Genomic DNA, 19300 nt, shown 5'->3' with positions numbered 1-19300 from the left:
GGCTTACCGCTCGGCTCGAAGGATCGCGGTCAGCTCGGCCCGGCCGGACACGCCGAGCTTGCGGTACGAGCTGGTGAGGTGGACCTCCACGGTGCGCAGCGAGACGAACAGGGACTCGGCGATGGCCCGGTTGCTCAGCCCGTCGGCGGCCATCGCGCTGACCCGCCGCTCGCTGCCGGTGAGCGCGTCCACCGGCGAGTCGCTGGGGCTGCGGACCCGGCCGCCGGCCGCCACGACCAGCCGCCCGATCTCGGCCAGCTCGGCCCGTTCGCCGCTGCGGTTGGCCACATCCATGGTGGCGCGCAACACCTGCCGCGCCTGCTTCACGTCTCCGGTGCGCACCAGCACCTGCCCGAGCCGGTGCCCGGCGCGGATCCGATCGGGAATCGCGCCGCAGCCCTCCAGCCGCTCCACCGCCGCCGTCAGCGGGGCCACCGCGTCCTTCGGGTCCTCGGCGACCAACCCGGTCACCAGCGCGATCAGCCCGGCCGCCTTGGGAATGGGCCAGCGCTTGACGTCCTCGCCCATCCGCGCGACCAGTTCGGCCGCCTCGTCACGGCGGCCCAGCTCGACGAGGACGTCCACCGCCTCCGGCCACCACAGCACGTACATCGGATTGGTGATGCCGGCCTCGGCCATGCTGCGCTCGCAGCGCCGCAGCATGTCCAGCGCGGCCGCCGAATCGCCGAGCTGCCGCGACACCTTGGCCCGGACGAGCGCGTAGTTGTACCACTCCCAGCCGAATTCCTCGTAGCGCGGCCGAACCACCAGCCCCAGCAGCTCGGCCGCGCGCTCCGGCTCGCCGAGGTCGGCGAAGACGCCGGCCTGGGTGATCAGCGGCAGCGTGAGCAGCAGGCCCGGCAGCTCCTGGCCGGCGACGTCGGCCGCGGTCTGCGCGTCGGCCGCGGCCTCGGCCAACTCGCCGCGGCGGCGCTGCATCACCGCCCGGAAACCCAGCGCCATCACGTGCATCACCGGCTCGGCGCGGCGCCGGGTCTCGGCCAGCGTGCGCTCCAGGCCGGCCAGCGCCGAGTCGACGTCACCGGCGAGCTCGAACGCCAGCGAGGCGCCGAGCAGCGTCATGCCGTCCACCGGGATGTCCGGCGTCTCCATCACCCGGCGGGCCCGCCGCAGCACCGTCTCCACCGAGCCGCCCTCGAACGCCGACAGCATGGCCATCAGCGACAGCGCCAGCATCTCCGAGCCGCTGCGCCCGGGCGGGTCGGTCATCGCCCGGGCCCGCGCGGTGGCCAGCGGCAGCGTCGAGCACTCGTCGGTGGCCGCCATCAGCAGCGCCGACTCGGCCAGCGTGCGCAGCTCCTGGTCGGCCGGCCCGGGCTCGGGACCGATCACGGCATCCAGCTGGTCGATCACCTCGACCAGCAGGTCCACCGCCTCGTGCGAGGAGTACACCGGCTGCGCGGCCCGGGCGAACAGGGCGGCCAACGGCGTGCGGGCGCGGGCGTCGGTCACCCGGCCCAGCACCTCGCGCAGGGTCGGCAGCGCGCTGGCCGGATCGATCTGCGCCAGCAGCCCGGCCAGGTCGACCTGGAGCCGGGTGCGGGTGTCGGCGTCCAGCCACTTGGACCCCAGGGCCCGCTGGAGGTAGTTCATGGCGGCCTCGGCCGAGCCGCGCCGGCCGGCGCTGGCCGCGGCGTCGCGCAGCACCGGCTGCATCCACGGCTCGTCCACCGGCGTGAGCAGCAGGTGGCCGGCGACGGCCTCGGCCGGCTCACCCTCGTCGCTGAGCAGCCGGGCCGCCCGGGCCCGGGTGGCGTGCAGCTCCTCCTCGGAGATCCCGGCCAGGATGGTGGTGCGGACCTGGTCGTGCACGAAGCCGGTGTGGTCGGCGTCCAGCACGTCGCAGCGGGCCAGCACGGACAGCGCCGGCGCCACGGAGCGCACCGGCACCTGGCCCAGCGCGGCGATCCGGTGCAGCGGCCGGGTGCCGATGACCGCGGCGGCGCGGGCCACCGCGGTGACGTGTTCGGGCTGTTTGGACAGCGCGGTGAGGACGGAGGCGGTGAGCACGTCCCGGCCCAGTTCCTGGACCAGCTCCACACTCTGTGCGTCCGGCTGCACCCCCTTGCGGCGCAGTTCACCCAGGAGTCGGTCCAGCAGCAACGGATTTCCGCCACTGACGTCGGTGCAGCGCGCGGCGAACGCGGGCGCGGGCGCCTCGTCCAGGCCGGCGGCGATCAGCTCGACGACGTCGTCCGGGCCCAGTGGCGCGACCTCGAGCGCGGTGCAGCATTCGTGGGCGGACAGCCCGGCCAGCAGCTCGCCGCCGGCCAGGCCGGTGCGCTGCGCGATGACCACCAGCAGGCGCAGGTTCTCCGCGCGGCGCAACAGGAAATCCAGCCAGCGCAGGGAGGAGTTGTCCGCCCAGTGCGCGTCGTCGACGATCAGCGCCAGCGGCTGCTCGCCGGACAGGCCGACCACCAGCCAGTAGAGGCCGTGCAGCACGGCGTATCCGCCGGCGGGCTGGTCGCCGTCGTCGCCCGGGGACAGCGCGGCGCGGGCCCAGCGGGCCGCGCCCTGCAACAGATCCTCGTCGACGTCGTGGAACAGTTCCCGCACGGCGGCGTAACCGGAGCCGCTGCCGACCTCGGTGCAGTCGGCCCGCAGCACCCGCATGCCCTGCATGGCAAAGCGCTGCTCGGCGGTCCGCAGCAGCTGGGTCTTGCCGATGCCGGACGGGCCGCGCAGCAGCACGGCCTGGCCGCGCCCGCCGGTCGCGAGCTCGGCTTTCGCCTCCAGGTGGGCCAGTTCCTCGGTCCTGCCCAGCAGGACGCGGCCGAGCACGGACGCGCCGGCTTTGTCCTCTGTGGACAGTTCCGGCCCCGCGCCGACGGGGACCAGCCCGCGATCCGGGTTCAGGACAGACCGCCTCCCTACTCGCCTGTGGTGCAACCAATGCTTACAGCCAGGCCCGCATCGGATGGAGAAAGATCCGACAGGCCTGCCCTTACGATCCAGAAAACACGACCTTCTGACGCCAATGCACGAGTGATCACGAGCGGCGGTGACCGCGGGCGACCCTTGCCCGATTTGCGTCGCGTCGATTGCCGACACGTCCAAGACGGGGTGCCCGGCAAGCAGATACCCGACCGACCGGATTCACAGTTAACTCTGGCCCAGACCTCCCATGTCAGCCGGGCCGGCAGGCCGGAGCGCACGACGCCCCGACTGTCACGATCCACGACACGAATTCTGAGTGGATCACCAGTAAACGGGCGGCGGCCACCCCGGATCCGTTCCTCGATCAAATGCCGACAGGTGAAATTCCGCCGGCATTTGCGCAGGTGACGATCACGGCCACGACAGCCGTCAAATCGACGTGAGAAAGCCGATCAGGATTGTCGCGCTCCAACGAGATGCTCCAAAGCCAGCTGCGAGAGCCGCACGAACCCGTATCCTCGCGCCCCGGCCGCGTCCGGATCGAAGGTCGGGTCGGCGGTCCGCAGCTGGGCCACCGTCTCGCGACGGGACAGCGTCGGCAGCAGGATCTCGTCCACCTTGGCCTCGCGCAGCGCCTCCTGCACGTCCGGGTCGGCGCGGAACGCCGCGGCCCGTTCCTTGAGCAGCAAGTAGGTCCGCATGTTCGCGGCCGCGCTGGCCCACACGCCGGTGATGTCCTCGGTGCGCAGCGGCTTGTAGTCGAAGTGCCGCGGCCCGGTGTATCCGGCCTGCTCCAACAGATCCACCAGGAAGAAGGCGGACAGCAGGTCGCCGTGGCCGAAGATCAGGTCCTGGTCGTAGCGGGGACCGCGCTGGCCGTTGAGGTCGATGTGGAACAGCTTGTCCTGCCACAGGGCCTGGGAGATGCCGTGCACGAAGTTCAGCCCGGCCATCTGCTCGTGGCCCACCTCGGGGTTCACCCCGACCAGGCCTTCGTGCTCCAGGGTGGCGATGAAGCCCAGCGCGTGGCCGATCGTGGGCAGCAGGATGTCGCCGCGCGGCTCGTTCGGCTTGGGCTCGATGGCGAACCTGATGGCGTAGCCCTGATCGAGGACGTACTGGGTGAGGATGTTCATCGCCTCGCGGTAGCGGTCCAGCGCCGCGCGCACGTCCTTGGCGGCGTCGGTCTCCGAACCCTCGCGGCCGCCCCACAGCACGTAGGTGTTGGCGCCCAACTCCGCCGCGAGGTCGAGGTTGCGCAACACCTTGCGCAGCGCGAACCTTCGGACCCCGCGGTCGTTGCTGGTGAAGCCGCCGTCCTTGAAGACGGGATGGGTGAACAGGTTCGTGGTCGCCATCGGCACCACCAGGCCGGCCTCGTCGACCGCCTTGCGGAAACGGGCTACCCGCTCCTCGCGGACCGTGTCGTCCGAACCGAACGGGATCAGGTCGTCGTCGTGAAAGGAGACACCCCACGCGCCCAACTCGGCCAGGCGGTGCACGGACTCGACGGGGTCCAGCGCCGGCCGGGTCGGCTCACCGAACGGGTCGTTCGCGCGCCAGCCGACGGTCCACAGGCCGAAGCTGAATCTGTCCGCAGGCGTCGGCTCCACGTCAACCTCCATCTGGCTTAGTTAGTTCGCCGAACTTACGCATCGGCAACTCGGGCAGTCAATGGCCGTCGGATTGCCCTGCGGTGAACGCGGGTACCTGGACACGGTGACTACTGGCGAACCTTCCGCCCCGCCACCCGTCGCCGGCAGATACGCGCTGGTCAGGACGCTGGGTGCGGGCGGCATGGGCACTGTGTGGCTGGCCCGGGACCTGCTGCTGGGCCGGGACGTGGCGGTGAAGGAGGTCACCGGACAGGGTGAACGGGTGCTGCTGGAGGCCCGAGCGGCGGCCCGCATCGTGCACCCGAACGTCGTCACCGTCTACGACGTCGTGGCCCACGACGACCGGCAGTGGATCGTCATGCAGCATGTCGAGTCCCGGACCCTGGCCGACGTCATCGCCCTCGACGGCGCGCTGCCGCCGGCCCGGGTCGCCGAGATCGGTCTGGACCTGCTGGCCGCGCTGCGGGCCGCCCACGCCAGCGGGGTGCTGCACCGGGACGTCAAGCCCGGCAACGTGTTGCTCGACGCCCAGGGCCGGGCCTACCTCGCCGACTTCGGCATCGCCAGCGCCGAGGGCGACGCCACCCTCACCGGAGCCGGCGTCCTGGTCGGCGCTCCCAGCTTCATGGCGCCCGAGCGGATCCAGGGGCTGCAGAGCGGGCCCGAGTCGGATTTCTGGTCCCTCGGCGTCACTCTCTACGCCGCCGTCGAGGGGGCGGTTCCGTTCGACCGCGGGGACGCGCTGGCGACGATGACCGCGGTGCTGACCGATCCGGTGCCCCCACCTGCTTCCGCCGGCCCGCTCGGGCCGTTGCTGGTCCGGTTGCTGGACAAGGATCCCGCGGGGCGGCCGGCGGCTGAGGACATCTTCTCGGCGTTGACCGGGTTGGCGGTGGCGCAGGCGACCTTGCCGCTGACGAAAGGCGAGCTGCTGGCCGGCGGGCCGACAGCCGCTGGGTCGGTGGTCGCGGGGCCTGCACCGGCCGGGTCTCTGCCCAGTAGACCGGTGCTGGGTGGTCCGACGGCGGTGGAGCCGGTGCCCGTGCGGCGGCGACGTGCGCCGATGGCAGTCGGAGCGGTCGCGCTGGCGGCGGCAGTCGGGGCGCTGCTGTTCTTCCTGCGGCCCGCACCGCAGACGGTTGTTCCGGAGCAGACGCCGGCGGCTCCGCAGTCCTCGGCGACCACCACCCGTCACATCGACCCGACGGGACCCGTGAACGCCACGGAACCGACCACTCGCGCCGCGACCACGACTCCGACCACCACAACCACGACGACGACCGGCACGGCGACAACGACCACCGCACCGCCGACAACAACTACGACAACAACCAGCACCACGCCACCCGCGAGCACCACTGCCACGACCACGGACCAGACTTCCGTGTCGCCAACAAGTTGATGTTGTCGGGAGGCAGAGGTGAAGTGGTACGCGGACCGGCCGAGTCGGTTCCTGCGTCAGGTGCTGGCCGACCTGATCGTGCTGGTGTGGGCCGGCGGCTGGATCTGGCTGGGCGTGCAGGTGCACGACACGGTCGAGCGGTTACGGGGCCCGGGCGACCGGCTCGTCAGCGCCGGCAGCGGGCTGCGGGACGTGTTCACCTCAGCTGCCGCCAGCGCCGACAAGTTGCCGCTGGTCGGCGGGTCGCTCGCCAACGCGCTCGGGGCCGGGGTGCAGGCCGGGGCGACGCTGGCCAACGCCGGCAACGGGGAGATCGACACCGCCGAGAGCCTCGCCCTGTGGGTGCCGGTCGCGCTCGTGCTCGGGCCCGTGCTGTTCGCGTTGGCCATCTGGCTGCCGCTGCGCATCCGGTACGCCCGCACTGCCGCCGCGGCCAAGCGCCTCGCCAGGCTGGACGGTGGGGAGGACCTGCTCGCGCTGCGCGCCCTCACCCGGCTGCCGCTGCGGTCGCTGGCCCGGGTCAGCGGGGATCCGGCCGGGGACTGGCGTCACGGTCGTCACAAGGTGATCCGAGAACTGGCCGCGCTGGAACAAACCGCCCTCGGATTGCGTCGCTCTAGCTGACAGTCTTTCGAGCTGGAGGAGTTGTGGTGCGCGTCGACATCTGGTCCGACATCGTCTGCCCGTGGTGCTACCTCGGCCGCCGGCGGTTCGAGAAGGCCCTGGCCGGTTTCGAGCACCGGGACCAGATCGAGGTCGTGCACCACTCCTTCCAGCTCGACCCCAGCCACCCCGCCGGGCAGACGGAGTTGACGGTCGACATGCTGTCCCGCAAATACGGCATGAGCGTTGACGAGGCCGCCGCCATGGAGGCTCGGATGGAGGAGACCGCCGCCGGCGAAGGGCTCGAGTACCACATGGCCGGGCTCCGCATCGGCAACACCGCCGACGCCCACCGCCTGGTGCATCTCGCCAAGGACCGCGGCCTCCAGGACGCCATGGTGGAGGCCCTGTTCAAGGCCCACTTCACCGAGCAGCGCTCGGTTTTCACCCACGAGTCACTGGTGGCCATCGCGGTCGAAGTCGGCCTCCCCGCTGACGAGGCGCGTGCCGTGCTGGCGTCCGACACCTACGCCGCCGACGTCTCCGACGACGCCGCCACCGCCTCCCGCCTCGGCGCCTCCGGCGTGCCGTTCTTCGTTATCGACATGCGCTACGGCGTCTCCGGCGCCCAGCCCACCGAGCTGTTCACCCAGGCTCTCACCGAGGCCTGGCAATCCGCCGATCTCACCCGAAACTGAGCACCGCCATGCGATCCGCCAACCGCCCCAACCCCCAACGTCCCCCCGCCGGCCGGCCCTGGCCTCGGCGGCCCGCGGCACGGACCGTCACCACCCGGTGAGGCTTCTGGCCGCTTTCGGCGCGTGGCGGCTCGCCGAAGTAGTCGTCGGAATCACGACCGGCCAAGAATGGCGGGAAAGCTGTCCACCGGGAGACGGTGGAGGTATGCGAAATGCACAGCGCTGACACGACGCTCGGTATCCTGCGTGAGCGGGGCGGGTTTGGCTTGCCCTTGTGACGGTTGTAACGGAATGAGCCTGGACGCGATCTGAGAGAGCATTGGCCTGCCGCGGGCCGAGCGTTGTCGATTCGCCCCAGTCCAACCGGCGCACATCCGGAAGCGGCCAAGCGGATCGAGCTGAACCCGAACCTGGGACAGGGCTCCGGGCGCCACTCACCGAGGACCGGCACGGTGTGACGGAGGCTCGGTTCCCGGTCCTGCCGCTGTCGATCAGGGTGGAAGCCGCTGGTGGGGGGCGAGGGCCACAAATGACCGGTCTGTGGCCTGTCCTCGACCAGCGCGAACACCCAGGATCGGCCGGGTAAGCCACACCGGCCGGCAAGGGGGACTCCGCCGTGACATCGACTTCGGTTGACGCTCAGCCGCTCTCGATCCGGGACCATGACCTGCTGCGCGCCGTCGGACGCGGCCTGACCGACTCGGAGATCGCGGACAGCATGGCGATGCCCAGGACGGCGGTGGAGAGCCACCTCGGGCACATGTGCGCCAGGCTGGGGCTGCGCGACCGCGCGGCGGCGATCATCTACGCCTTCGATCACGGAATTGTCATTCCGGGGCAGGGACTCGCCGTCGACGGGCAGCTTCGGATCTGTTTGCTCGGACCACTCAGGGCGTGGCGCGGCGAGCGACAACTGGATTTGGGACCGATTCGCCAACAGGCGCTGCTGGCCGCATTGGCACTACGCCCGGACACGACGGTGGGCCAGCGGGATCTGCTGGACGGCGTATGGGGGCTGGACCAGCCACTCGGAAACGTGGTGCAGGTGTACGTGTACCGGCTGCGTAAATGCCTGCAGGCCGATACCGGAAAGTCGGATTCGATGATCGGCCGTGACAGGTGGGGCTACCGTTTCCGCGGCGCTGGAGTACTGCTCGACACGGTGCGGCTGGAAGAAATCGCCGACGAGGCAGCGGCGGCCGAGAAGGCCGGCGACCTGGCCTCGGCGGCACAGGGGTGCGGACGTGCGCTGGAGTTGTTCCACGGCGAGCCGTTGGTCGGCCTGCCGGGACCGTTCGCGGACATGGAACGGCTGCGGCTGACCGACCGACGGATCGCGTTGTCGCAGCGGAAGGCCCAGTACCAACTGCGACTGGGACGCCACGCGGAAGCCATCGACGAACTACGGGCCCTCGCCCGCACCCACCCGTACAGCGAACCGGTGGCGGCGCTGTTGATGCGTGCCTTGTCCCGCGCCGACCGACGAGCCGACGCGCTGGCGGTGTTCGCCGAGATCCGCCGCCGGCTGGTCGACGACCTGGGCGTCGAACCGGGCGAGCAGTTGCGACGGGTACGACGCGTGATGCTGCACGAAGACGCCGCCACGCGGTGGCCGCACGCGGAGGCGAACGCCTTCTCCAGCTGCGGCACGTAGTCCACGAGGTTCCGGATCAGCGTGCGGTCCAGCAATTCGACGCGCACCGTCGGCACCTGCGCTGCCCGACCAGGTGTGGGACCCAGGCGGCGTTTCATCGGGATTTCATTCGGAGCCCATAGCGTCCGAACGGCCTAGAGGTCCGATCCCGAGGAGCGATATGCGGTACAGCGGCGGATTCAGCCGGGCGACCTTCCTGAAGGGTGCTGCCGGGGTGGTGCTCGGGGCGAGCGGGCTGCTCGGTGGGGTGGCACGGGCCGGGGCGGTCACCGCTTCCGGGCCGGTCAAGGACCTGACCGGGGAGGAGACGGCGCGGTTCGGGTTCCGGGGCACCGACCTCGGGTTCACCGCGCGAACCAACCACGGGTACTGCATTTCGATCTTCGGGGACACCTTCGACCAGCCGGTGCCCCAGGGCGGCACGGGGTGGCGCTCGCCGGTCGGGCTACGGCAGTCCAATGCGGACATCCAGAACGGCATCCGCTGGGACAACTGCATCGGCGGGGACCGCGCCAAGCAGATGCTGCCCTACGATCACCGGGACCCGGTCACCGCGCGCAACGAGGCCGGCCAGGTGGTCACCGAGATCCCCAACGACCTGATCCACCTTCCGGACGGCCGGTACATCATGACCACCTTCGGGGTGCGCGACTGGGCCATCCAGTCCGAGGGCGGCATCCCCAGCCCCGGCGGCAGCTGGCGCACCTGGTACTCCCGGCAGTGGACGTCCACCGAGACGCACGCGGAGAACTGGGTGCGCACCTGGAACCTGGAGACCAACCAGGAGAACATGGACTTCTGGAACGAGGGCCTGTGGTCGCACTTCCAGAACAACTCCATGATCATGTGGCCGAACGAGCCGTTCGTCTACATCTACGGCACCAACGAGGGCCGTTGGAACGGCGGCGGCATCCACCTGATGAGGGTGCCGTGGGACAAGATGTGGAACCGCAGCGAGTACCGCTTCTGGGGTGACGACGGCGCGGGCCACTGGGACTGGCGGCCGGACGGGCCGTCCACGCCGATCATCGGGGCGCCCAGCCCGTGGGAGGCGATCGGGGAGATCTCGGCGCAGGTCATCGACGGCCGGGCGGTGCTGTCCTTCCTCAACGGCGGGCGCGGCGCGGTGACCCAGACCGCGCCCTACCCGACCGGGTTGTGGAGCGCGCCACGCACCCAGGTGACACCGGTGCAGGCCCCCTACCTCTACGCCCCGATCGTGCACCCGTACTCCTCGATGGGCAGTGCCCAGCTGATCGTGTCGCAGTGGGTCAATCCAGGACCCGACAGCAGCTTCTACGGGGCCCGGCAGTGGTCGGGTTCCATCGAGGGCACGGTGCGCAGCCGCGCGCTGGCCGACAAGCTGGTGGTGACCAGGGACGAGCCGGCGCTGCCCGGACACCGCGGGCCGGTTTCCCCGCAGTGGCAACAGCTCCCGGTCGTCGACCAGATCGCCTACCTGAGCGACAACTGCGACCGGCGGGTCAGCCGGGACGACATCGCCGGGCTCACCCGCTCGGTGCGCGGGTGACCGAACCGCTGCCTGGGCGACCACGAGGAATCACCGAGTGAGTCACGGGCCCTCGCTATGGAAACCGATGGAATCGCGATGAAACACGTGCTGAGCGTGTTCCCGCTGGACGTGTCATCGCGATTTCATCGGTCCTGGTTAGCGTCGAATCCATGCGAGTCAACAAGCCGGCTGCCTTGGTCGCGGCCATGACGCTGACCGTGGCGGCGCCGACGATGGCACAGGCGGCGCCGAACACACATGAAGGCACACAGGCGTTACTCAACCAAGCGCTGGGCGCCGCGCCGGGTGCGGCGGTGTTCGCCGGCGACGCCACCGGCTCGTGGACGCTGTCGGCGGGGACCGGCAACACGACCGCGAACACCCCGATCCAGCCGACCGACCATTTCCGCGTCGGCAGCCAGACCAAGACGTTCACGGCCGCGGTGGTTCTCCAGTTGGTCGACGAGGGCAAGGTCGCTCTCGACGCGCCGATCGAGCGCTACCTGCCGGGCGTGGTGGACGGCAACGGCTACGACGGCAACACCATCACCGTGCGGGAACTCCTGCAGCACGAGAGCGGAATCCCGACCAACGACAACCAGCAACCCCAGGCGAACCCGGACGGCACCTACACGCTGGCCGCGGTGGTCCGCGACGGCCTGCGGCTGAAGCCCGACTCCACGCCGGGCACCAAGTTCGAGTACTCCAACACCAACTTCCAGATCGCCGGCATGCTGATCGAGAAGATCACCGGGATGTCGGTCGTCGACGCGATCACCAGCCGGATCATCACGCCGCTCGGGCTGACGGACACCACCTTCCCCGCCGGCGGTGTCCACACGCTGCCCGCGCCCTACGCGCACGGCTACGCGGGGCAGCGGATCGGCCCGTTCTTCTACTGGTTCGACAACACCACCAATTTCGAACCGTCCATCTACAGCACCGCCGGTGCGATTCAGTCCACGATGACGGACATGACGAAGTTCGACCTCGCGCTGGCCAGCGGCAAGGTCGTCTCGCCCGCTTCCCTGGCGGAGATGCGCAGGACCGTCCCGATGGCGGGTGCGCCGGCCGGCTACGACTACGGCCTCGGCCTGATCGGGCATGCGCTGTCCTGCGGTGGCGAGGCATGGGGGCACGCGGGCAACGTGCTTGGCTACGCGACCTGGACGGTGGCCACCGACGACGGCCGCTACGGGAGCGTCGTGACCAACGACATGACCGTCGCCGACGACAACGGCGAAGACCTCCGGTTCCAGATCCTCGACTCGGCCATCTGCGGCCGCTGACCGGCATTGGGGCCTCCGCCGGCTCCGAGAGGCCCCATGCCGATGACGATCGCCAACCATGTCAACGGTTTCTGGGACACGAGCACGCGTGGCGGCGTGACACGGTGTGGGGACGACGTGCCGCGCTCAAGGCTGCCGGCCAGGCCACCGCCGCACCCACCCGCTGGCCGCCTCCAGCTGAGCGCTCACGGAGATCAGTGTCGCCTCGTCGGCCGGCCGGCCGATCAGCATCACGCCCACCGGCAGCCCGTCGGCGGTCCAGTGCACCGGCAGGGACACCGCCGGCTGCCCGGTGACGTTCTGCACGGGAGTGAAGGCCACGAACCGCATGGTGCGCTCGAACTCCTCCTCCGGATCGCCCCCGTCGGTGAAATACCCGACGGGGCGCGGCAGCTGAGGCAGCGTCGGGCACAGCACGACGTCGTACGCCGCGGTCCGGTCGATGATCGCCCGCGCAGCTCCCTGCAACGCCGCCAGCAGCGTCACCGCCTCGGCCCCACCGATCCGGGCGCCACGCTCCCGCAGCATCCGCGTCACCGGCCGCAGCAGCTCTTCCTTGGCCGCCGGCACCGGCGCGGCGGCGGCCAGCAGCGTCGTCACCCGCACGAACAGCTGCGCGAACTCCGGCCCGGCCGGCGGCTTGATCTCCTCCACCACATGCCCGGCGTCGACCAGCAGCTGAGTCGCCACGTCCACGGCCCGCACGCACTCCGGGTCGACGTCGATCCGGCTCGCCGGAACCGTGAACCGCCCGATCCGCAACTGCCCGGGCGAACGGTCGGCTGCCGCCAGGAACGACCCGACCGGCCCGGCGATCGGCACGAGACCACCGGGCCGCCCGGCCACCAACGCATCCAGCCCAGCAGCCGAGTCCCGCACGGTCCGCGTCAGCACGCCACGGACGAACAACCGGCTCGAATCCGGCGGCAGCGGCCCGTCCGACACCCGCCCCCACGACGGCTTCAGCCCGACCAGACCGCACGCGCTGGCCGGGATCCGAATGGACCCACCCCCATCGCTGGCCTGCGCGATCGGCACCAGCCCGGCCGCCACGGCCGCGCCCGCCCCACCACTGGACCCGCCAGCCGAAAAAGCAACATCCCAGGGCGTGCGCGACTCCGCGCCGAAGTCGGTCTCGGTGTGCGCGGTCAGCCCGAACTCCGAGGTCGAGGTCTTGCCCAGGCTGATCAGCCCGGCCTGCCGCAGCGCCGTCACGACGTCGGCGTCCAGCGGCGACCGGAAACCCAGCAGCGCCCGCGAGCCGAACGCGGTCGGGGCGTCCCGCGTGATGGTCAGGTCCTTCATCGCCGTCGGCACGCCGAACAGCGGCGGCAGCTCGGACCGGTCGCCGTCGACCCGATCCCTGTCGACCAGCGTCTGCTCGGCTGCCTTGGCCTGCTGACGGGCCTGCTCCGGGTCGACCGTCACGAAGGCGTGCAGCCGGCCGTCCAGCGCCTCGATGCGGGCCAGGTGGTGATCGACCAGCTCGACCGGGCCGACCTCGCCGGAGCGGACCGCCGCGGCCTGGTCGAGCGCCGACAGCTCGTGCAACTCGGTCACGCCACGCTCCCGTCTAGGCTTTCCCCATGACCATCCTGGATCTTCAGCTGACCACACTGGGCGGCGAGCCGACCACCCTCGGCGCACTGGGTGACAAGGCGCTACTCGTGGTGAACGTGGCGTCCCGCTGCGGCCTGACCCCGCAGTACGCCGGCCTGGAGCGCCTGCACGAGCAGTACGCGGACCGCGGCTTCGCCGTCGTGGGGATTCCGTGCAACCAGTTCATGGGCCAGGAGCCCGGCTCGGCCGAGGAGATCCAGACCTTCTGCTCGACCACCTACGGCGTGACGTTCCCGATGATGTCCAAGGTCGACGTGAACGGGGACGAGCGGCACCCGCTCTACGCCGAGCTGACCCAGACCGCCGACGCCGACGGCGCGGCCGGCGACGTGCAGTGGAACTTCGAGAAGTTCCTGGTCGCGCCGGGCGGCAAGGTGGTCGGCCGGTTCCGGCCGCGGACCGAGCCCGAGGACGCCGGGCTGGTCGCGGCCGTCGAATCCGTGCTGCCGGCCTGAGCGACCGAACGGGCCGGGATCAGCTCTCCGGCTTCGCGGCGCCCAGGTTCTGCACCTTGTTGATGTAGAGCTGGGTCCCGGCCCACTTCAGCCCGATGCCGACCGGCTGCACCGTCTTGGTGCCGTCCTTGCCGACGAGGTGCTCGTCGGCCTGGAAGAAGAAGTCGCCGGGCTTGGTGATCTCCAGCTTCACCGACTGCAGGCCGCTCATCTGGCTGACGAACGCGTCGGCGCCGCCGTTGAAGTCCGGGCTCAAGTAGGCCTGCGCCGCGTTCTGCGCGTTGCCGGGCAGCTGCGCGAAGAAGTCGACGATGGTCTGCTGCTGCACCGACGCGTCCGGCGAGGACGTCACCGGCTGCCGTGAGATGCTCGTCACGGCGGGCGCGCTGGTGCTGGTCGAGGTGCCGCCACCGGCCTGCGAGCCCCCGCCGCCGCCCTGGTTGTCCGGCCGGTTGGTGGTCCACTGGTTGCTGACCACGATCACGCCGACGATCACCGCCACCACCACGGCCGCGACGATGCCGATCATCGCGCCCCGGTTGGGGCGGCCGCCGCCCGTCCGCTGCGGCGGGTTCGGCCGAACGGGCGGCATCGCGGTGGTCGAGGTGGACCGCGACGGTCCGCCCTGCGGACGCTGCGGCTCCACCCGGGTCGCCATCGGCGCCGGCCGCTGCGCGGCGGCCACCGTCGGCATGTGCGCCGGCATCGGCATCGGCGGCGCGGCCTGCCCCGAGGCCACCGCGCCCAGCGTGTCCCGGCAGCGCACCATGGTGATCCGCTCGGTCGGCTCCGGCGACAGCAGCGACAGCAGCGGCTGGGTCAGCGGCCCGGCCTGGCGCGGCGGCTCGATCTGGCCGGAGGCCACCTTGTGCAGCAGTGCCAACGGGTTGTCGGACAGGCCAAACGGCGGAATGCCTTCCACCGCGGCGTAAAGCGTTGCGCCCAGGGAGAAAACGTCCGACGAGGGCGTCGGGTCGTGGCCCTTGGCGATCTCCGGCGCGAGATAGGCCGGGGTGCCGGCGAGCATGCCGGTCGCGGTCACCGTGGAGTCGCCCTGGGCCCGGGAGATGCCGAAGTCGGTGATCTTCACGGTGCCGTCGTCGCCGAGCAACACGTTGCCGGGCTTGACATCCCGGTGCACGATGCCGGCGGCGTGGGCGGCGGCCAGCGCCGAGGCCACGTGCATGCCGATGCGCGCCGCCTCCTGTGGCGACAGCGTGCCCTGCTCCTCCAGCACCGCGGACAGGCTCTGCGAGGGCACGTACTCCATCACCAGCCACGGCATGCCGTCGCCCTCGTCGACCACGTCGAACACCGCCACCGCGTTGGGATGCTGAAGGCGCGCGGCGATCCGGCCCTCGCGCATCGCGCGGCGGCGGGCCTCCTCGGACTCGGCCTCGGACTGTCCCGGCTGCAACAGCAGCTGCTTCACCGCGACTGTGCGATACAGCAGTTCGTCGTGCGCCTGCCACACGACGCCCATAGCGCCGCTGCCGATCCGTCGGCCCAAGCGGTAACGGCCCGCGACTACCCGGCCATCGACGGTCACGCCATCTCCTCGTTCATGGTTTCGCACGCCCGCGCTTGCGGCGTCGCGACTACTGCCCGCCGCCCATGTAACCAGCCACGCGCGCCACGCGGTTGGGGCCACCACGGCAGACCGCCGTAGACAATACCCAGCCCGGCGCGAATGGAGGCATTGACACGGCGCGAAACCGCCTTCACCGTCGTCGTCTACTCGACTGCGGTCCCGGCGGGGGGATGATCATATGAGACACGCGCGCGCATCCGGCACGGCCATCCTGGCCGTGGCCCTGCTGGCCACCGCCTGCGGGGCGCCGAGCGCGCAGCCGGCTCCGACCACCACACTCACCGTCTGGCTGATGAAGGAGAGCGCCCCGGACAACGTCATCTCCGAGCTCAACCAGCAGTTCCACACCCTGCACCCGGACGTCCAGGTCAGGCTGACCACCCTGGAGTGGCCGGGGCGGGACGAGAAGTGGCAGGCCGGCATGGCCGCGGCGACGCCGCCGGACGTGCTGGAGATGGGCAACAGCGACGTGCTGGCCTACGCCAGCACCGGCAAGCTGGCCGACCTGACCAGGCAGGACTTCGAGAACTCCGACAGCTGGCTGACCGGCCTGCGCGACGCCGGCAGCTACGAAGGCCGCCTTTACGGCGTGCCGTACTACGGCGGCGACCGGGTGGTCATCTACCGCAAGGACCTGTGGCAGCAGGCCGGCCTGGGCCAACCGCCCGCCACGCTGGCCCAACTGGAGGCCGACGCGGCCAAGCTGACCGCGACCAACAAGGCCGCGGACTTCTCCGCCCTCTATTTCCCGGGTCGCTATCAGTACGCCGCCCTGCCCTTCGTGCTCGACGCCGGCGGCACCGTCGCCACGCAGCAGAACGGCAAGTGGACCGGCACTCTGTCGTCGCCGAAGTCGCAGGCCGGGTTGCGCACCTGGGCCGACTTCGTGGCGAAGGTCTCCCGGGCGCCGGCCGACAAGGACGAGACCACCGACGTGGACGCCCTGGGCAGCGGCCGGGCCGCGATGATCATCGACCAGGGCACCACCGCCGGCGCGGTGGCCAAGAAGTACCCGACCCTGGGCGATCAGCTCGGCGTGTTCGCCATGCCCGGCGCGACCGGCCCGATGCCGGTGTTCCTGGGCGGCTCCAACCTGGTGGTGCCCAAGGCCAGCCGGCAGGCCGACCTGGCCGCGCAGTGGATCCGGCTGCTCACCGGCACCCAGTACGAGGGGCTGCTCGGCCAGAGCGGCCTGGTGCCCAACAGCACCGGCCTGTCCGCCCTGGTCAGCGGGGTCACCGCGGTCGAGCTGGCGGCGGCGGCCAAGAGCTGGTTCACGCCGCTGTCGACCCGCTGGTCGGCCGTGGACAACGCCAACGTGATCCAGGACATGCTGCAGTCCATCGCCGACGGCCAGGCCGGCGTCGCCGAGGCCAGCGCGGCCGCCGACACCAAGATCACCCAGCTCCTCAACACCCCCGGCTGACCTCGCGAGTCCCGCTCTCAGGCAGCCATGTGTCGAGTTCCGAACTCGACATTCAGTTGCCCGAGAGCGGGACTCGCGGGGTTTCACGGGGTGGCACTGGATGATTGCCGAGCGTCATGATCAATATCACTATCGGCTTTATCTTCGGGCATTTACGCGGCGGCACCATTGCATCCAACGGCCGTTTCGAATAGTCCCTTCACGCCGCCGGGGTTTCACCCATTTGCAGGGTGAGCCGGCCGCCGGCCATCACCTCGGCGTGGGTGATCCACGGCCGGCCGAGCGGCTTGCCGTTGAGCTCCGCCGACCGCACGTAGACGTTGGCCGGCGAGTTGCCGACGGCCTGCACGGTGAACCGGTTCCCGGTCGCGGTGGCGAAGTCGACGCGGTCGAAGACGGGGCTGCCGATCACGTACTGCCCGCTGGCCGGCGCGACCGGGTACAGGCCGGCCGAGGCCAGCACGTACCAGGCCGACATCTGGCCGCAGTCGTCGTTGCCGGCCAGCCCGCCGGGGCCGGTGGCGTACGCGTGCTCGCAGACGTAACGCGACCACTTCTGGGTCAGCGCCGGGCTGCCGGCCAGCGCGAACATGAACGCCATCTGGTGCACCGGCTCGTTGGAGTGGTTGTAGTCGGCGTTCCAGTGCATCATCTGCTCCGGCGGCGTCGCCTCGAAGATCGCGTTCAGCCGGTCCAGGAACGCCTGCCTGCCGCCGACCAGCGCGACCAGGCCGTCGACGTCGTGCGGCACGTACCAGCCCTGCTGGTTGGGGTTGCTCTCCACGCAGCCGGCGTCGGCCGCCATCCAGCTGCCGTCCGGGTTGCGGCCACGGAACCAGCCGGCGTCGGCGTCGAAGATGTTGCGGTAGTTGGTCGCCGTCCTGCGCAGCGCGGCGGCGTCGGCGGTGTGGCCCAGCTTCTCGGCGAACAGCGCCAGCGCGTAGTCGCTGTAGCAGTTCTCCAGGGTGGACGAGATGCTGTTGCCGTCGGCGCAGTAGCCCAGCCTGGCCCAGTTGGCGAAGTCGCTGCGGTTGGACTTCTCCGCCGGCCCCATGGCCACGTTCCGGCACAGCTGGTAGGCCTGCTCGGCGTCGAAACCCTTGACGCCCTTGAGGTACGCCTCGGCGATCACGTTCACGGCGGCGTCGCCGAGCATGGTGTCGGTGTCGACGCCGAGCAGCTCCCAGCGGGCCAGGCCCTTCACCGCGCCGGACTCGGTCAGCCCGACGAGCGTGTTGACGGTGTCGGTGACGGTCTGGTGGTCGATGATCGTCAGCAGCGGGAACTGGGCCCGGAACACGTCCCAGCCGCTGAACACCGTGCGCCGCCCGGTGCCGTTGTCGCCGGACACCCGCGGGTCGATCATGGTGTGGTAGAGCGCGGTGTAGAAGATCCGGCGCTGGTCGTCGGTGCCGCCGCGCACCGCGACCTTGCCCAGCGCGTCCGACCAGGTGCGCCGGGTCCGGGCGGCCAGGCCGTCGAAGTCCCAGCCCGGGATGTCCTTGGCCAGGCTGGCCCGCGCGGCCTCGGTGCTGGTGAACGACACGCCGGACTTGAGCAGCACCGGCTGGCCGGCCTGCGCGGTGAACTCCACGAAGAAGCCCAGGGCGGTGCCGATGCGCTCGTTCTGGCCGTACGACACCGACGTGCCGTCCCAGGTGCCGAGGCGGGCGATGGGCTGCTGGAACTTCATGCTGAAGTACACCGAGTAGACCGGTCCGTTGCCGCAGATCCAGCCGCCGCCGCTGCGGTCGCAGTGAATCGCCCCCTCGACGGTGTGCGGGTCGACCAGGCGCAGCGTCTGCGCCACGGAATGCGTTCCGTCGTAACCGATCCGCCGGGTCAGGTCGACCTTGACGCGGGCCGGGCCGTTGTCGTGGAAGGTGAACCGCAGCATGCCCGACCGGGCGGCCGCGGTCAGCTCGGCCCGCACCCGGTAGCGGTCCAGCTCCACCGCGTAGTAGCCGGCGCTGGCGTGCTCGTTCTCCTTGCGGTACGGGCTCTTCGCCGCGTCCCGGCCGATCTGGAGGTCGCCGGTCTGGGGCATCACCTGGATGTTGCCGAGGTCGCCGTAGCAGCCGATGCCGGACATGTGCAGGAAGCTGAAGCCCTCGATGGTGCCCATGTCCCACGAGTAGCCGCTGCCGTTGTCGCCGCCGGAGACCGTGTCCGGGCTGAGCTGGACCAGGCCGAACGGCGTGGTCGCGCCGGGGAAGGTCTTGCCGCAGGCGCCGTCCGAGGTCGTGGTCAGTGATCCGATGAATGGGTCCACGTAGTCGACCGGCTCGACGGCCGTCGCGGCCCCGGCGGCCGGCGCCCCGGCCAGCCCGGCGGCCAGCGCCGCACCGCCGGTTGCGGCGAGAAAACCGCGCCTGGTGACCGAGTTTCCCAAGTCTGACATGGCTAACGCTCCCTGCGGCGAGACGGCGGCGTCCACGGTCCAGCTCAAGGCATCTCTCGCTGAGCGTCAAGATTAGGTCCGATGTTTCCCCGATCCTGTCCGGTATTGTCAGCCGGCACCACCACAACGAC

At 70.7% G+C, this 19300-nt stretch carries 13 protein-coding genes; 8 read left to right on the top strand and 5 right to left on the bottom strand.

The features are described from left to right. Positions 1 to 3: 3 nt before the first annotated feature. Positions 4 to 2805, bottom strand: a complete 2802-nt coding sequence (locus tag JJ691_RS00930; RefSeq protein WP_211766880.1) for a helix-turn-helix transcriptional regulator — start codon at positions 2803 to 2805, stop codon at positions 4 to 6. Between the two features lie 548 nt (positions 2806 to 3353). Further along, the gene (xylA, locus tag JJ691_RS00925; protein ID WP_442912581.1) at positions 3354 to 4514 is read right to left on the bottom strand and encodes a xylose isomerase; all 1161 of its coding nucleotides are present in this window, start codon (positions 4512 to 4514) and stop codon (positions 3354 to 3356) included. A gap of 61 nt (positions 4515 to 4575) precedes the next feature. Between xylA and JJ691_RS00920 the strand changes: the two genes are divergently transcribed. From JJ691_RS00920 to JJ691_RS00895, 6 genes are all read left to right on the top strand, one after another. Then, positions 4576 to 5919 carry a serine/threonine-protein kinase gene (locus JJ691_RS00920; protein ID WP_256449355.1) on the top strand — a complete coding sequence of 448 codons (1344 nt, stop codon included), beginning with the start codon at positions 4576 to 4578 and terminating at the stop codon, positions 5917 to 5919. A gap of 18 nt (positions 5920 to 5937) precedes the next feature. Then, positions 5938 to 6543, top strand: coding sequence for a hypothetical protein (locus JJ691_RS00915; RefSeq protein WP_211766877.1), 606 nt, complete (start codon positions 5938 to 5940; stop codon positions 6541 to 6543). Positions 6544 to 6569: 26 nt separating this feature from the next. Next, positions 6570 to 7220, top strand: coding sequence for a DsbA family oxidoreductase (locus tag JJ691_RS00910; RefSeq protein ID WP_211766876.1), 651 nt, complete (start codon positions 6570 to 6572; stop codon positions 7218 to 7220). A gap of 616 nt (positions 7221 to 7836) precedes the next feature. Further along, entirely contained in the window at positions 7837 to 8874 is a 1038-nt protein-coding gene (locus JJ691_RS00905) for a BTAD domain-containing putative transcriptional regulator (protein ID WP_211766875.1), read from the top strand. A gap of 160 nt (positions 8875 to 9034) precedes the next feature. Continuing rightward, positions 9035 to 10405 carry a DUF4185 domain-containing protein gene (locus JJ691_RS00900; RefSeq protein ID WP_211766874.1) on the top strand — a complete coding sequence of 457 codons (1371 nt, stop codon included), beginning with the start codon at positions 9035 to 9037 and terminating at the stop codon, positions 10403 to 10405. 152 nt (positions 10406 to 10557) lie between these two features. Next, positions 10558 to 11676 carry a serine hydrolase domain-containing protein gene (locus JJ691_RS00895; protein WP_211766873.1) on the top strand — a complete coding sequence of 373 codons (1119 nt, stop codon included), beginning with the start codon at positions 10558 to 10560 and terminating at the stop codon, positions 11674 to 11676. A 126-nt stretch (positions 11677 to 11802) separates the two neighbouring features. Here JJ691_RS00895 and JJ691_RS00890 read toward each other — a convergent pair whose 3' ends face one another. After that, entirely contained in the window at positions 11803 to 13236 is a 1434-nt protein-coding gene (locus JJ691_RS00890) for an amidase (protein WP_211766872.1), read from the bottom strand. Between the two features lie 26 nt (positions 13237 to 13262). Here JJ691_RS00890 and JJ691_RS00885 point away from each other — a divergent pair, with 26 nt between their 5' ends. Beyond that, the gene (locus tag JJ691_RS00885; protein ID WP_211766871.1) at positions 13263 to 13751 is read left to right on the top strand and encodes a glutathione peroxidase; all 489 of its coding nucleotides are present in this window, start codon (positions 13263 to 13265) and stop codon (positions 13749 to 13751) included. A 19-nt stretch (positions 13752 to 13770) separates the two neighbouring features. On the opposite strand, the gene JJ691_RS00880 is transcribed toward JJ691_RS00885, so the two are convergent. After that, complete coding sequence (locus JJ691_RS00880; RefSeq protein ID WP_211766870.1) at positions 13771 to 15300, bottom strand: serine/threonine-protein kinase; 1530 nt, start codon at positions 15298 to 15300, stop codon at positions 13771 to 13773. 220 nt (positions 15301 to 15520) lie between these two features. Between JJ691_RS00880 and JJ691_RS00875 the strand changes: the two genes are divergently transcribed. Further along, positions 15521 to 16768, top strand: coding sequence for an extracellular solute-binding protein (locus JJ691_RS00875; protein WP_211766869.1), 1248 nt, complete (start codon positions 15521 to 15523; stop codon positions 16766 to 16768). 199 nt (positions 16769 to 16967) lie between these two features. On the opposite strand, the gene JJ691_RS00870 is transcribed toward JJ691_RS00875, so the two are convergent. Next, complete coding sequence (locus JJ691_RS00870) at positions 16968 to 19169, bottom strand: GH92 family glycosyl hydrolase (RefSeq protein WP_211766868.1); 2202 nt, start codon at positions 19167 to 19169, stop codon at positions 16968 to 16970. Between the last annotated feature and the right edge of the window lie 131 nt (positions 19170 to 19300).

Origin of the sequence: Kutzneria sp. CA-103260 (genome assembly GCF_018263855.1) — a bacterium.
Taxonomy (GTDB): domain Bacteria; phylum Actinomycetota; class Actinomycetes; order Mycobacteriales; family Pseudonocardiaceae; genus Kutzneria.
This window is presented reverse-complemented; position numbering and strand designations above follow the sequence as displayed.